Source organism: Chryseobacterium sp. A301 (assembly GCF_054489425.1).
Window position 1 is genome coordinate 116,576 of the sequence record NZ_JBTMWY010000004.1, and the last position, 13,213, is coordinate 129,788.

The 13,213-nt window shown below is 39.2% G+C and carries 16 protein-coding genes; 12 read left to right on the forward strand and 4 right to left on the reverse strand.

What is annotated here, in order from left to right; genetic code table 11:
* Window positions 1-54 precede the first annotated feature (54 nt).
* The gene (locus ACX3PU_RS08280) at window positions 55-501 is read right to left on the reverse strand and encodes an RrF2 family transcriptional regulator (RefSeq protein WP_459084535.1); all 447 of its coding nucleotides are present in this window, start codon (window positions 499-501) and stop codon (window positions 55-57) included.
* Window positions 502-724: 223 nt separating this feature from the next.
* Between ACX3PU_RS08280 and ACX3PU_RS08285 the strand changes: the two genes are divergently transcribed.
* The 5 genes from ACX3PU_RS08285 (at window position 725) to ACX3PU_RS08305 (ending at window position 5,076) form a co-directional block, all read left to right on the forward strand.
* Window positions 725-1,174, forward strand: coding sequence for a hypothetical protein (locus tag ACX3PU_RS08285; protein ID WP_459084536.1), 450 nt, complete (start codon window positions 725-727; stop codon window positions 1,172-1,174).
* A 195-nt stretch (window positions 1,175-1,369) separates the two neighbouring features.
* Window positions 1,370-2,425, forward strand: a complete 1,056-nt coding sequence (locus ACX3PU_RS08290; RefSeq protein ID WP_459084537.1) for an NAD(P)H-dependent glycerol-3-phosphate dehydrogenase — start codon at window positions 1,370-1,372, stop codon at window positions 2,423-2,425.
* A gap of 114 nt (window positions 2,426-2,539) precedes the next feature.
* Window positions 2,540-4,039, forward strand: a complete 1,500-nt coding sequence (gene mqo, locus ACX3PU_RS08295; RefSeq protein ID WP_459084538.1) for a malate dehydrogenase (quinone) — start codon at window positions 2,540-2,542, stop codon at window positions 4,037-4,039.
* Window positions 4,040-4,054: 15 nt separating this feature from the next.
* Window positions 4,055-4,453 carry a hypothetical protein gene (locus ACX3PU_RS08300; protein WP_459084539.1) on the forward strand — a complete coding sequence of 133 codons (399 nt, stop codon included), beginning with the start codon at window positions 4,055-4,057 and terminating at the stop codon, window positions 4,451-4,453.
* Window positions 4,450-5,076: a DUF1684 domain-containing protein gene (locus ACX3PU_RS08305; protein ID WP_459084540.1), complete on the forward strand. Its 627-nt coding sequence runs from the start codon at window positions 4,450-4,452 to the stop codon at window positions 5,074-5,076. Before ACX3PU_RS08300 ends, ACX3PU_RS08305 begins: the two co-directional genes overlap by 4 nt.
* Window positions 5,077-5,106: 30 nt before the next feature.
* Here ACX3PU_RS08305 and recO read toward each other — a convergent pair whose 3' ends face one another.
* The 3 genes from recO to ACX3PU_RS08320 are packed head-to-tail and all read right to left on the reverse strand — an operon-like array spanning window position 5,107 to window position 7,561.
* Window positions 5,107-5,793 carry a DNA repair protein RecO gene (gene recO / locus ACX3PU_RS08310; protein ID WP_459084542.1) on the reverse strand — a complete coding sequence of 229 codons (687 nt, stop codon included), beginning with the start codon at window positions 5,791-5,793 and terminating at the stop codon, window positions 5,107-5,109.
* A 53-nt stretch (window positions 5,794-5,846) separates the two neighbouring features.
* Window positions 5,847-6,803, reverse strand: a complete 957-nt coding sequence (locus ACX3PU_RS08315; protein WP_459084544.1) for a bifunctional metallophosphatase/5'-nucleotidase — start codon at window positions 6,801-6,803, stop codon at window positions 5,847-5,849.
* Window positions 6,803-7,561: a 5'-nucleotidase C-terminal domain-containing protein gene (locus tag ACX3PU_RS08320; RefSeq protein WP_459084545.1), complete on the reverse strand. Its 759-nt coding sequence runs from the start codon at window positions 7,559-7,561 to the stop codon at window positions 6,803-6,805. The genes ACX3PU_RS08315 and ACX3PU_RS08320 overlap by 1 nt, the downstream gene beginning before the upstream one ends.
* Window positions 7,562-7,668: 107 nt before the next feature.
* Here ACX3PU_RS08320 and dapA point away from each other — a divergent pair, with 107 nt between their 5' ends.
* The 7 genes from dapA to ACX3PU_RS08355 all read left to right on the forward strand — a co-directional run bounded on the left by dapA (window position 7,669) and on the right by ACX3PU_RS08355 (window position 13,143).
* Window positions 7,669-8,547, forward strand: a complete 879-nt coding sequence (gene dapA / locus ACX3PU_RS08325) for a 4-hydroxy-tetrahydrodipicolinate synthase (RefSeq protein WP_459084546.1) — start codon at window positions 7,669-7,671, stop codon at window positions 8,545-8,547.
* 21 nt (window positions 8,548-8,568) lie between these two features.
* Window positions 8,569-9,063, forward strand: coding sequence for a GNAT family N-acetyltransferase (locus ACX3PU_RS08330; RefSeq protein WP_459084547.1), 495 nt, complete (start codon window positions 8,569-8,571; stop codon window positions 9,061-9,063).
* A gap of 141 nt (window positions 9,064-9,204) precedes the next feature.
* Window positions 9,205-9,762: a helix-turn-helix domain-containing protein gene (locus tag ACX3PU_RS08335; protein ID WP_459084548.1), complete on the forward strand. Its 558-nt coding sequence runs from the start codon at window positions 9,205-9,207 to the stop codon at window positions 9,760-9,762.
* 3 nt (window positions 9,763-9,765) lie between these two features.
* The gene (locus ACX3PU_RS08340) at window positions 9,766-10,212 is read left to right on the forward strand and encodes a response regulator (RefSeq protein WP_459084550.1); all 447 of its coding nucleotides are present in this window, start codon (window positions 9,766-9,768) and stop codon (window positions 10,210-10,212) included.
* Between the two features lie 2 nt (window positions 10,213-10,214).
* On the forward strand, window positions 10,215-12,422 hold the full coding sequence (locus ACX3PU_RS08345) for an ATP-binding protein (RefSeq protein WP_459084551.1): 2,208 nt from the start codon (window positions 10,215-10,217) through the stop codon (window positions 12,420-12,422).
* Between the two features lie 250 nt (window positions 12,423-12,672).
* On the forward strand, window positions 12,673-12,873 hold the full coding sequence (locus tag ACX3PU_RS08350) for a DUF5670 family protein (protein ID WP_459084552.1): 201 nt from the start codon (window positions 12,673-12,675) through the stop codon (window positions 12,871-12,873).
* A gap of 33 nt (window positions 12,874-12,906) precedes the next feature.
* Window positions 12,907-13,143 (forward strand): hypothetical protein, encoded by a 237-nt coding sequence (locus ACX3PU_RS08355; protein ID WP_459084553.1) that lies wholly within the window; start codon window positions 12,907-12,909, stop codon window positions 13,141-13,143.
* The last annotated feature ends 70 nt before the right edge of the window (window positions 13,144-13,213 follow it).

The window sequence follows — 13,213 nt, forward strand, 5'->3', positions numbered from 1 at the left end:
ATAATAAAATTAAAAATTATACTTAAGTTAATATCAGGACTTTTTTATCCTGTTTTAGATGAAATTTTTTTCATTCAAAACCTTTAGCACATAGAAGTTCTCGTTCTCTTTAAATTCCTTCAGGTATGTGGATTGGTATAGCATAAAGATCTTCTCTCTTACTCCTTTGTATTTGTGATGTATGGGGCAGGGAGAAGTTTCGCTGCATTCATGGAGCCCTAGGCCGCATCCTGTAAATAGTCTATCTCCATCCACAGCGATGATGATCTGAGAAAGGTTAGTTTCAAGTTGGTGGTTTAGTAAATAGTAACCTCCGGAGCGACCTTTTCTGGACTGAACAAAATGGTCTCGACAAAGCTGTTGGAGGATTTTTGCAATAAACAGTTCGGGAGAATCTATGCTTTGAGAAATTTCTTTGATGGTAATGCTCTTGTTTTCACTGGAATGTTTTGCCAGATATATAAGGGCTCTAAGGGCATATTCGCAGGTTTTTGAAAGCATATTGATTGGTAATAGAGTACAAATTTAGAAAATATTTTTAAATAAGACAAATCTATCCGATTTAAAATCAAAAGAAATAAGCGAGGAGTAGCACATCTGTGGAAGCCCAAGGCCCCTCTAAAGGCTCTGTTATAACAGAGTAATCCACCTGATGGCTTTCTTAAGAAAGTTTTTTCGTTGGATTTGGCATAATAATTTCAAGAGATGAGGATATTATTTTTTTATGAAAATTCAACCTACTTTTCTTGTCGCCATAATACTTATTGTTGGCCTTGGAACAAGCGCAAAGATCACCGCTCAAGAAAAGCCAATTCGACACGTATACGCTTACGATGCAACCAATGACAGAGAACTTGTAAAAGCGAAAACTGATCTGTTTTTATTAAATGTGCTCGCTTCTGAAAAATTCAAGATGACGACGAATTCAGCGGGGGATGATCACCTCGATGTGAATTTAGTGGCACCGTACGACAAAGGAGAGATTTCGACCCGAGTGCGATACGATTTTCTAAAAGAGGGATACGTGGTTTCACTTTCGAGTACAGAGATCCATGGAAAAGATAAATCCGTCATTCACGTGAATGACACGAAAAATGAACTTCATCAAAAGCTCTTAGAGCAATTTGAAAGACTGTTTTTCACTACCTACGAAAAAGAGATCAAAAATTCTTAGATTAGGGGGAAGTTAATCCCAATGGCAAAGAATTCAAAGTTTGAATTCTCCTGTTCAGAATGTTTCAGAATTTTTTCCCTTGCCTCCAGGGGGGGAGGCAAAGCTTGAAGTAGCAAGAGTGCGCAAATTGCGGCAGCATAATTTATTTAATACCTTTGCTACCCTAACCAATTGAAAAAAAGACCTTTTTTGGACATGGCAAAAGCAAAAGCAAAAGATTCAAAAGACAAAAAACCCTCCAGATCAACGAGAAAGAGAGGGCAAGTTACCTCCGTTGGTGTTTTAGGCAGTGGGAGTTTTGCCACCGCGATCGTGAAAATGTTATCGGAGAATTGCACCGAGATTCATTGGTGCGTTCGCAATGAATACGTGAAGGGAGCTATTGAACAACGAGGACACAATCCTTCGTATCTAACTTCTGTAAGTTTCAATACGAAACACTTGAAAGTGACAACCGATTTGAACGAGCTTGTTTCGAGTTGTGAGGTCATCATACTTGCAACCCCATCGATTTATTTAGCGCCTGCACTTGAAAACCTAACCTGTGGCTATGAAGACAAGATTTTTGTGTCTGCCATCAAAGGAATTGTTCCTGAGCATAACGACATCGTGGCTCATTATCTTCGTGATAAATTTGAGATTGGCTTTCGGAATCAAGCCGTGATTGCGGGACCTTGCCACGCTGAGGAAGTAGGAATGGAAAGACTATCCTACCTCACCATTGCCACGGTGGATCAGTCCACAGCAAAGATTCTAGATCAACTATTTGCCTCTCGTTTTATTAAAGTAAACCATTCCACAGATATTTTAGGCAATGAATACAGTGCCATATTAAAGAATGTCTATGCCATCGGTGCAGGGATTGCCAGTGGACTCGGATATGGGGATAATTTTACGGCTGTGTTTGTTTCCAATGCCATCCGCGAAATGGAAGTGTTCTTAGAGTCTGTATACCAAGCTCCTCGAGATGTGAACGAAAGCGCTTATTTGGGCGACCTTTTGGTTACCGCTTATTCTCTTTTTTCGAGAAACCGAAATCTTGGAAATCTAATCGGCAAAGGGTATACCGTAAAATCAGCCATTCAATCTATGCAGATGGTAGCGGAGGGATACTATGCAGCCAATTCTATTTTTGCAACTTCCAAGCAAAAAGGAATGAACACTCCGATTATTGATACCATTTACAACATTCTCTACGAAGAGAAAAGTGCTGAGAATCAAATAAAAAAATTAACTGCAATTCTTACGTAAAGTTGCATGATAATTGCTCAATTTCAGAAGAAATGAAAAAGAGATTCCTACGAATTGGGGATAAACTAATCCTTTTTAGAATTTCGTAGAGAATAAAACTGAAAAAAAACCAAAATGAAGTCAATTTCAAAGACCCCTAAATCAAAATACGACGTGGTGTTGATTGGAGGTGGTATCATGAGTACGACCCTTGCGGCGCTTGTGCATGAACTAGAACCTGAACTTAATATTGCTATTTTTGAGCGTCTAGGACGCTTTGCAAAAGAAAGTTCTGCCGCCTGGAACAATGCGGGAACAGGACACTCTGCATTTTGTGAACTCAACTATACTCCGATGGACTCTAAGGGAAATGTGAATATATCCAAAGCCATTTCCATTGCAGAACAATTCGAAATCTCTAAACAATTTTGGTCTTATCTAATTTCAAAAAATTACATCTCAAATCCGAAACAGTTTATTAATTCTTGTCCTCATATGAGTTTAGTATTTGGAGAAGAGGACTCCGATTTCTTAGAGAAGCGACACAAAGCGATGGTAAACTCTCCGCTGTTTGAAGAGATGGAATTTTCTTCGCAGTTTGAGACTTTAAAAAAGTGGATACCGCTTATTATGGCCAATCGTCCCGAGAACGAGAAGCTTTCTGCGACCAAAATGGACTTAGGAACGGATGTTAATTTTGGATCCCTAACCCGTAAAATGGGACAATTTCTGATCCAGGATTCCAAGGTAGAAGTTTTTTTATACCATGAGGTAAAAGACATTGATCCTTTAAGTAACAACCAGTGGAAGGTGGAAGTGAAGGATCGCTTGAAGAATAAAAAACATGAGCTTACAGCCGACTTTGTGTTCATCGGTGCCGGTGGGTATGCTTTGCCCTTATTAGACAGCTCGGATGTTAAAGAAAGTGAAGGCTATGGTGGCTTCCCAGTTTCTGGGGAATGGCTAGTTACGCATAACGAGGAGCTCATTCAGCAGCACAAAGCAAAAGTGTATACATTAGCTTCTGTCGATGCGCCCCCAATGTCTGTTCCTCACTTGGACTTACGGATTATAGACGGCAAGGAAGCGCTGTTATTTGGACCTTTTGCAGGGTTCTCCACAAAATTCTTGAAGGAAGGCAGTTATTTGGATCTTCCGGAAAGTATCAATTTCAAGAACATCCGATCGCTTTTCGGCGCCTGGTGGCATAACCTTCCATTAACCAAGTACTTGATTCAGCAAGTTGCCATGACAAAAGCGCAGAAGATGAGCCATTTAAGACTCTTTGTTAAAGAGGCTAAAGACGAAGATTGGGAAATTAAAATTGCAGGACAAAGAGTTCAAATTATTAAAAAGGACGACAAGAAAGGAGGGAAACTGGAATTTGGAACGGAAGTCGTAGTGAATGAAAGTGGCTCAATTGCCTCTCTACTCGGTGCCTCTCCCGGTGCGTCCACTTCTGTGCACGCAATGCTGAATGTGCTCGAGAAATGCTTCCCGGAGAAAGTAAAAGGTCAATGGAAAGAAAAGTTAGAAGAAATGATTCCTTCCTTTGGACAGTCCTTATCGGAAAATCCAGAACTCCTAAAACAGGTTCGAGATTTCTCGAAGGAGAAACTTAAACTTGATTATTAAACAGAATTTACTGTTTTGAAACCTACGATTGAAAAGCCGTCTATAGAAAGGGACTTACTGGAGTCCCTTTCCCGCACCATCCAGCAAGAAAAGCAAGTGATTCTGCATGTGCGTTATGCAAATACGGCCTTTTTTGGTAGTTTGATTCGCATTTGGAAATCGAGTTACTTAGTGGAGCACGATACGGGAAACCGGAGCGAACTTATTCATGCGGAAAACATCAGTTTTTATCCCGTGTGGACCGAAATTCCACCTTTTGTTCATTATGAGTTCACTTTGGTTTTTTCAGGACTAAGCAAAGAATGCAATGAATTCGATTTTCAAGAACTTATACCCCAGAGCGGTGGCTTTGAAATCCCTAACATTAAACGCAATAAGTCCGATGTATATCGGGTCGAATTAATTGACTTATGAAACCAATTTTGTTTTTGCTTTTTGCACTTTTCATTTCTTGTTCTACTCGTCATACGGCATCTAGCACGGAGATCGAGAAGGATATACTCACTTTTCAATCGGGTTTGAATAAGGAATATTTAGACTCTGCCACCACGCCTCTGCGAGGTGCAAATTTTGATAAGTTTACCTCTCACCCTTTCTTTCCTGTGGATTTAAAGTATCGTGTGCTCGCAAAGCTTTCCAAAGTGAAAAATGCAAAACCGTTTGAAATTCAGACCTCTTCCGGAAAAATAAAAGTATACCGTCCTTATGCCGTGGCCCAATTTGAAATTGAGGGACAAGCGTTAGAGTTAACTCTGTACCAAAGCATGGATCTTATGAAAAGGCAGGAGTACAAAGACTATTTGTTTTTGCCATTTCGGGATGGAACCAACGGGGATACTACCTACGGAGGTGGCAAATACATTGATTTAAGGATTCCAAAAGATGGGAAAAATCAGATCGTAATTGATTTCAATAAATCCTATCACCCCTACTGCGCATACAATGCATACGATTACAGTTGTCCCATTGTGCCGGCAGAAAATAAATTGCCGATTTCTATTAAGGCTGGGGTCATGTACGAGCCTGTCTATTTTTGAGGGTCAATCCCTTTTTTTCAGAGATTAATCTTAAAACAACTCTTTCACAATCTCGAGGGAGCGAGGAACTTTGAAGTTTGCATGATGGTACTGGTAGTAGACCATTAGCGTTTCTAAAAACTCTTTTCGAGTGGAGGTTGGAATTTTCACCTCGTAAGGCGATTCGCTTAAGAAAATTTGGCGGTATAAATCAGAAAGCTCTTTGTGAAATAGATGGTGGGTTTGCCTTTGCACGAATGCGCCAGATTCTGGATCCAGGTAAGGAAAATCATTTACAAGTGGGTAAAATCCTTGAATTTCAAGAATTCGTGCTAGAAAAATGAGATGACTTTGAAAGTTGCCGTGGCTTAATTCAGAATTGAACTTTTCAATTTCACGATAAAGCGAAAGATTTTGAGATTCTTCGCGGAGGATTTGATTTAGGAAATCAGAGACAAAGAATACGACAGACGACGCTTTTATGTTTTCACTCCAATCGCTGGACTTGAGACCTTCAATGTTTGACAATTGCTTCAGTGCCGAGTTTGATTTCGATGGAAAGACTGTGAGTTGCAGTTCGTTTAGTGGAGTGAGATAGGCCTTTTTTTTGCTTTTAGGAGCGTAAGCTCCTCGCAAATAATAACTTTGATATCCCTCTGAAAAACTGAATAGGTGCAATATTGCATCTTTATCAGAATATTTCAAGTAGGAAAGTAGATACCCTTTTTCAATATGCATGGTTAGGATTCAAGGGAAGCAAATGGGAGCTTATTTCAATTGTTAGTGGTCTTTTACCCTAGTATGGAATCACTTGTGTGGTCAATAGGAATCACATTAGAGGCAATGGACTTTATTTTGTTTTTCGTGTCAAATATAAAATCGAGTCTTCCTAACAAAAGTCCAGCAAACCCAACTTGGTTCACAAGTACTTTTTGATTCTCGAGGTTTTGGTACTCTTTGGGGCGCTCAAAAAACGTGTGTGTATGTCCTCCCAAAATTAAATCAATGCCGCTCGTTTTCTGGGCGAGTACCACATCGGAAACTTTTGGTTTTTCTCCATAATCAAAACCAAGGTGCGAGAGACAAACAACCAAATCGCATTTTTTCTCTTTTCGAAGTACTGCACTGTAATGGTTAGCCATTTCTATGGGATCCAAATATCTGGTTTCTGCATATTGCTTTTTCCCTACAAGTCCTTCGAGTTCGATTCCCAGTCCGAAGACCCCTACGCGGATGCCTCCTTTATTGAATACTTGATACGGGGTGGTTCTTCCCTCCAATATCGTATCTGAAAAATCATAATTGCTACACAGGAATGGGAATTTTGCATTGGGAAGGACTTTTAAAAATCCATCGAGGCCGTTGTCAAAGTCATGATTGCCCATGGTGGAAGCATCATACCCCATCATCGACATTAATTTAAATTCGAGCTCACCCCCAAAAAGGTTGAAATAAGGAGTCCCTTGAAAAATATCTCCTGAATCCAAAACTAAAACTTGCGCCTGCTCGGCGCGGATTTTTTGAATAAGGGCAGCGCGGCGTGCGAACCCACCTTTGCCTGCGTTTCTACCTCCGGTTTGATCAAAAGGTTCTATTCTCGAATGCTGATCATTGGTATGCAGGATCGTGAGTCGTTTTTCTGAAGGCTGAAAAAGGTCTGCTGGGCTTTTTGCTTGCAATAAATGAGGGGCAACACTTAAAGCAAGTGCCGCCTTTCCGGATAGTTTTAGAAATTCTTTTCTTTGCATTAGTCCGTAGATTTCTTAGGGTTAAATTGTAATCGCAGATCTGTGGGTACTTTGATTTCAGGATTTTGCTTAATCAGATCAATGTATAGATCACGAAGTTTAATCCCTGTTAGCAGGGTTTCTCCTTTCTTAAAAAAATTCATATTGTCTCCTCCAAACGCTAAATAATCGGAAGTGGCGATATAATACGTTTGACTAGGATCAAGGGGCTTTCCATCCACGAGTGATTTTACAAGTTTGGAATTGGAAGTTTCAATATACAGATGGGAAACCGGATTGTTTGTTTGAGTGCTCGCATAGTACTCGAAAAGTTCCTTCATCGCATTTGCGTCCATTTTAACCACAACCAGTTCGTTTTCAAAGGGCATTACTTCAAAAACATGTTTTAAAAGCACGTCGCCTTTCCCGATGGATGTTCTTAATCCGCCGATATTGATAACAGCCGCATTCACAGCAATACCGTGGGATTTCCCCCATTGTTTTGCTCCTTCAAAGGTGTAATCAGCAAAGACATTTCCTAGAGAGCTATTTTCTCCAGTCTTGGTTAATTCTACCTCTGTATGTCCAATTTTGGCATTCATTTCTTGTTCGAGAGCGGATTTGTAGGGTGAAATGAATCGAACCATGGCCGAGTCGCTCGGTAAAGAGGAAGATATTTCTAAGTTTGGCTGTGTCTTTATTTCTTCCAGGGCAAGTGAACTTGTACAACTGCTTAGAAAGAAAGGGAGCAAATAAAAGAGCCAAATTTTGTTTTTCATAAACTTTAAGCTTTAGACAAAGATAGGGAAAGCGAAAGATTCTTAAGAATAAATTCCCGATTCTTTGCTTATTTATTCCTAAATTTGAATTCTAAACGAAGAAAAAAATGCATAGATTAAAAGGGGTAGGAGTGGCCCTTGTCACTCCTTTTAACGAAGATTTGTCGGTCGATCTAGATTCTCTCAGCCGACTCATTGAGTACAATATAGAAAACGGAACAAATTATTTGGTGGTACTTGGAACCACAGCAGAGGCTGCCACCTTGAGTTCCGAGGAAAAAAGAAGGGTTGTAGATCATATTGTTGAGGTCAATGCAGGGCGTCTACCACTGGTCTTAGGAATTGGAGGGAATAACACTCTTGCTGTTAGAGAGGAGATTGAATCCACTGATTTGTCTAGTTTTGAAGCCGTGTTATCCGTCTCTCCGTATTACAACAAACCAAACCAAGAAGGGCTGTATCAACACTACAAAGCACTTGCCTCGACAGGCAAGAACATCATTATTTACAACGTACCGAGTCGTACAGGACAAAACTTAGAAGCGGATACCACCCTTCGTTTAGCGCGTGAGTTCAAGAATTTAATCATGATTAAAGAAGCCTCTCCAAATATTTCTCAATATTTTGATATCATAAGGCAAAAACCAGAAGGATTTGAACTCGTATCCGGAGATGATGAATATACACTTCCCGTTACACTAGCCGGAGGAAATGGCGTTATATCCGTCATTGCACAAGGCTATCCAAAAGAATTTTCAACCCTTGTAAGTTTAGCAATGGAAGGTAAGGTAAAGGAGGCATATAAAATCCACAATAGCCTTGTAGAAATCACACGTCTCATATTTGCTGAGGGCAATCCTTGTGGGATAAAAACCGTCCTTGCAGAAAAAGGACTGGTTAAGAATTTTGTGAGATTGCCACTCGTAGAAGCATCAAGTTCGCTTCAAGCGGATATCAAAAAACAAATTGAGGGATTAGCGAGCTAATTTTTTCCCATTGGAAAAGACATGGAATTTAGGAAAGCTAATCTAAACGATATTGCCTTAATTCAAGAGTTAGCTCATGAATCTTGGCAAACTGCGTACAAGTCAATTCTAAGTGAGGAGCAAATACACTATATGCTTGAAACCATGTACAGCGAATCTGTACTTACGTCTCAGCTTGTAGCAAAGAACTATTGTTATTATTTAGTGTTGCGCAAGGATAAAGTTCCTGTAGGATTTCTTGGGTTTGAACACCATTATGAGCCATTGACTACCAAACTCCACCGTATTTATCTTTTGCCCTCGATGCAGGGCAAAGGTTATGGATCTAGGTCACTTGAGTTTCTAAAAGATAGAACAAAGAAGCATAACGATTCTCGAATTGTCTTAAACGTAAATAAGAATAATGTCGCAAAAGAGTATTACCAGCGCAATGGCTTTCAGGTTTACGAAGAGGGTGTTTATGACATTGGCAGCGGATTTGTGATGGACGACTATTTGATGGAATATACTTTTTGAGAATTGCACCACTTTTGAGTTTTGTGCAATGGAATTGTGAAAATTCTGATAGGAAATAGGGGATAATAGGGATTATGAATAAAAATTCACCTCTATAAAGAAGTATTTGTATATTTACTTAATCAAAATAGAGAAATAGGAATGAAAATGAATGTGAAGTTCGACTTTAACACCATTTGCAAAATGGTTCTAGAAGAGAAGCTAAGTTCGCTCGATATTAGGTACAAAATGTTGAATTTCGGTGAAATTGAACTCTTAGACAAAATCTCACCTCAAAAGCAGGAAGAATTAAAACAAGTGCTAAGCACGTACGGTATCGAAGTGATTGAAAACCAAAAAACACTTTTGGTACAAAAAATAAAAGATGCAATCGTGGAAATGATCTTCTCAGAAGAAGTAGTTCACGTGAAAGTGTCAGTCTATTTAGCAGACAAATTAGGACATAGCTACGGGTATATCTCGAATATTTTTTCGCAAGTGACCTATACGTCCATCGAAAATTTCATTATCCTTCAAAAAATTGAATATGCGAAACAGCTACTCATTTTGGAACAGTTGTCCTTAACGGATATAGCCCATCGACTCAATTATTCCAGTGTAGCCCATTTAAGTACACAGTTCAAAAATACCACTGGGATGACCCCCTCCCAATTTCAAAAGATCATTAACAAGCGTAGGGAAGCCGCCATTCAAAAATAGATTATGACAAAAGAGTACACTTATATTTTTCTAGCGGACGATGATGAAGATGATCGTTTGCTTTTCACAGATGCGTTTGAAGAATTGAAAATCACCACCAAAGTAAAAACCTTTAACGACGGTGCAGAACTGATGGACTATTTAAATGACGAAAATGCGATTTTGCCAGAGATTTTGTTTCTGGATTTAAATATGCCGAAAAAAAACGGGCTGGAATGCTTAGGAGAAATCAAGGCCTCCAATCGATTTTCGGATATGGCAGTGGCCATTTATTCTACCTCTTCTTCAGAGGATCATATAGAGGAAACATTCATAAAAGGAGCCAATATTTACATAAAAAAACCAAATGATTTTCAAGTTCTAAAAAAAGTTCTACTCGACGTAGTGACTATGAATTGGCAATTTCACACGTCAGGAATGAACAAAGATAATTTTTTACTTAGATTCTAAAAATGCCTATTCGCCTTGATCGTTCTTTATACTTACTTAGACTAATTTTTGTCGTTGCGACGGCCCTAATATTCTTTTTGATGGGGCTAACGTATAAGCATATGGATCAAATCGGGCAAACCAATTCTCAGGTAAATCGCTCGTTTGATATCTCCTTGAAATTAGAAGAACTTTTGTCAAGCGTCAATTCGATGGAGGTCGATCGGCGGAATTACATCTTGACTGGGCAGGAGCAATACAAGCGTAGTTTTTCTCTAAATGAAGACCGTATTCGAAAGTATACGCAGCGAATTGCAGTTCTCACCTATGAGAATGAGCACCAGTTTACAAACCTGGTGGATTTAAGAAGCTTGATTTTCTTAAATCTAAATCGATTAAAAGAGACCCTAAACCATAATGAGCAGAATGACGCGTCTACAAAGTTGTCTGATGTTTTAGAAGAGGGAAACTACATGAGGTCCCAGATCGTGGAGCAGATTGAAAAAATGCAGGTGCTGGAGCATAAGCATCTGGGCGAACTTCGTGAAGAGCTTCTTTTTAGTCAAAAATCCACTCCGATTTACCTTTACATTATTTCTCTTTTCTCCCTGGGTCTACTTGCTTTTGCTTTCTTTCGAATCAATAAAGATTTTAAAAATCAAAAGCTGATCAACCAGGAACTTCAGTTGTCTATCGATACTTTAGAGCTTGCGGAAACCGTAGGGAATAACGGAATTTGGACCCTTGATCTGTTTTCAGGAGCGCTAAAATTTTCAACCAATTTTTTTAAATTGCTCGGACTGCCTGAGTCTTCTAGACCAGGACTTGATCTATTCATTGGTCAGTTACACCCCGAGGATCAATCTTTTGTCGAGGAAAAAATAGAGGGTCTGAAATCAGGAAAAGAGGTGGATTCGTTTCGTTACCGCGTAGTGAACCCTGACGGACAGCAAAGGCAGTTTCAATCTTTAGGTCGTATTGTAAGAACCGGAAATAACCAACTGATCCTCCTTGTAATGACCACCGATGTGACGCGCGAAATTGAAGATCAATTAAAACTCGAAGGAATTAATTATGTTCTCACCGAGCGAAATAAAAATTTAAGTGTCGCAAACGAGACTTACTTAGAAGCGGAGAAAATTGGTTATTTTGGAACTTGGCAGTTCTTTTACGATGAAAAGGAATTCGTGTTTTCACAAAATTTAGTACGTCTCTTCGGCGTGGAACCCGATACATTTTCGCAGCAAATCAAGCATCTTCTTCCTTACGTTTATACGGAGGACCGAGAGCTTATTTCTCAAGTCATTCAAAAGATATACGAAGGCGACGAATTTGAACCTTTTGTGAGTCGTATTATGCCCAAAGACCATCCTCAAATGCGGTATCTTTCTACAACAGGCAAACGGATTTCAAATCCTTTCACGGGAGATTATCTACTTGTGATTACACAAGACATTACCGAGGAATTTTTAATCAAACTTGATCTCGAGCAAAACAATGTTGTTTTGGAGGCGAACAACAGTGAGCTCCAAGCATTCAATTACGCGGCGAGTCATGATTTGCAAGAACCCCTACGTAAAATTGAAACCTTCCTCTCTAGACTTCGCGATACCAATTACGAGAACTTAACGGAGAACGGCAAGCAGTACATGGATCGTACCCTTGTGGCAGCCAATCGCATGCGAAGTTTGATCGATGATTTGCTTCATTTTTCAAGATCCACTCGTTCAGAAGCGAGTTTTGAATTTACAGATCTGAATGTTTTGCTGCAAAATGCCCAGGAAGAGCTTGCCCATCTGGTGGAAGAAAAAAAAGCTGTGATTACCACAGAGCATTTGCCAACCTTAGATGTAATTCCGTTCCAAATCCAACAAATGTTTGTGAACCTAATTGGAAATTCCCTTAAGTATAGTAGTGAAAATCGCAAACCACTTATTGAAATTACCTGCACAAAAACCTCTTCCGCTCTAGAGCCTGTGATTCGCAATGAAGTCAAAACCAATTATTTTAAACTCGTTTTTAAAGACAATGGGATTGGCTTTGAAAATCAATATTCTGAGAAGATATTCACCTTGTTTAATCGCCTTCATTCGCGTGAAGACTACCGTGGAACTGGGATAGGACTTGCGATATGCAAGAAAGTTATTGAGAACCACAACGGCTATATTTATGCGCAGGGAGAGCCCGGAGAAGGTTCAATTTTCACAATACTACTTCCTGAGCAGGTCTGAAAATAAAACATTCTTCTGCTTAGTTCTCTTGTAATTTTCTTAGCGGAAGTGTCGAATTTCCCAAATATTGAAAGTTATTCTCAAAATTCTGTAAGGGAAATCCCCTTCTTTTTAATCACTTTTGTTTAGTTCAATGGGATCATTTTAGATTCTCTTAACCTCTGGCAGGGCAAGCAGTAGTCTTTTGAACGCTGGAAATCTCGAAGAATTTTTTTTTGGAATTTTTAGTACCCAATAAAAGTACAAAAACATGAAATTAGGGGATTTTGGCTGGGGAAATAACGATGAAAATCAGAAAAATATTCCTTTTTGGATAGCGGGTATTTTATTTTTGATTTGGTTTTTAGCTTACATGGTTTTTGATGTGGACAAGGAAATTCATTTTGTGTTTTTGCTAGCAGTACTGGTCCTTGTCTACAGGCTGGTTTCCGAATGTAGAAATACAAATTAAATCTTTAATACAACCTTAAACAATAAATGAATTATGAAAAAATTAAATTTAGTTAGCAAGCTGCAAATGTTTGCCTTCACGGTTTTGATGAGTGTGTACAGTTTTGCTCAGGAAGCTTCAGATTTGAAAGTAGATGTCGATATTGACAAACCTGGGGATGAATTGGCAAGCGGAGATTGGATGTCTAATCCTCTAGTATGGGTCATTGGAGCCCTTGTCTTAATTCTGATCATTGCACTTGTCGCAAGAGGGGGTGGAAATAAAAATTAGATCGTAATACGCCTTCACTTTAAATCTTATACTTAAATTGAAATTTGCACTTGGACTCTCGGCTCAAGTG

Bases quoted from the DNA above. Each gene is read 5' to 3' on its own strand.
- ACX3PU_RS08280 (WP_459084535.1), bottom strand. From the start codon at position 501: ATGCTTTCAAAAACCTGCGAATATGCCCTTAGAGCCCTTATATATCTG.
- ACX3PU_RS08320 (WP_459084545.1), bottom strand. From the start codon at position 7,561: ATGAAAAACAAAATTTGGCTCTTTTATTTGCTCCCTTTCTTTCTAAGC.
- mqo (WP_459084538.1), top strand. From the start codon at position 2,540: ATGAAGTCAATTTCAAAGACCCCTAAATCAAAATACGACGTGGTGTTG.
- ACX3PU_RS08285 (WP_459084536.1), top strand. From the start codon at position 725: ATGAAAATTCAACCTACTTTTCTTGTCGCCATAATACTTATTGTTGGC.
- ACX3PU_RS08350 (WP_459084552.1), top strand. From the start codon at position 12,673: ATGAAATTAGGGGATTTTGGCTGGGGAAATAACGATGAAAATCAGAAA.
- ACX3PU_RS08345 (WP_459084551.1), top strand. From the start codon at position 10,215: ATGCCTATTCGCCTTGATCGTTCTTTATACTTACTTAGACTAATTTTT.
- ACX3PU_RS08340 (WP_459084550.1), top strand. From the start codon at position 9,766: ATGACAAAAGAGTACACTTATATTTTTCTAGCGGACGATGATGAAGAT.
- ACX3PU_RS08335 (WP_459084548.1), top strand. From the start codon at position 9,205: ATGAAAATGAATGTGAAGTTCGACTTTAACACCATTTGCAAAATGGTT.
- recO (WP_459084542.1), bottom strand. From the start codon at position 5,793: ATGCATATTGAAAAAGGGTATCTACTTTCCTACTTGAAATATTCTGAT.
- ACX3PU_RS08305 (WP_459084540.1), top strand. From the start codon at position 4,450: ATGAAACCAATTTTGTTTTTGCTTTTTGCACTTTTCATTTCTTGTTCT.
- dapA (WP_459084546.1), top strand. From the start codon at position 7,669: ATGCATAGATTAAAAGGGGTAGGAGTGGCCCTTGTCACTCCTTTTAAC.
- ACX3PU_RS08315 (WP_459084544.1), bottom strand. From the start codon at position 6,803: ATGCAAAGAAAAGAATTTCTAAAACTATCCGGAAAGGCGGCACTTGCT.
- ACX3PU_RS08355 (WP_459084553.1), top strand. From the start codon at position 12,907: ATGAAAAAATTAAATTTAGTTAGCAAGCTGCAAATGTTTGCCTTCACG.
- ACX3PU_RS08290 (WP_459084537.1), top strand. From the start codon at position 1,370: ATGGCAAAAGCAAAAGCAAAAGATTCAAAAGACAAAAAACCCTCCAGA.
- ACX3PU_RS08330 (WP_459084547.1), top strand. From the start codon at position 8,569: ATGGAATTTAGGAAAGCTAATCTAAACGATATTGCCTTAATTCAAGAG.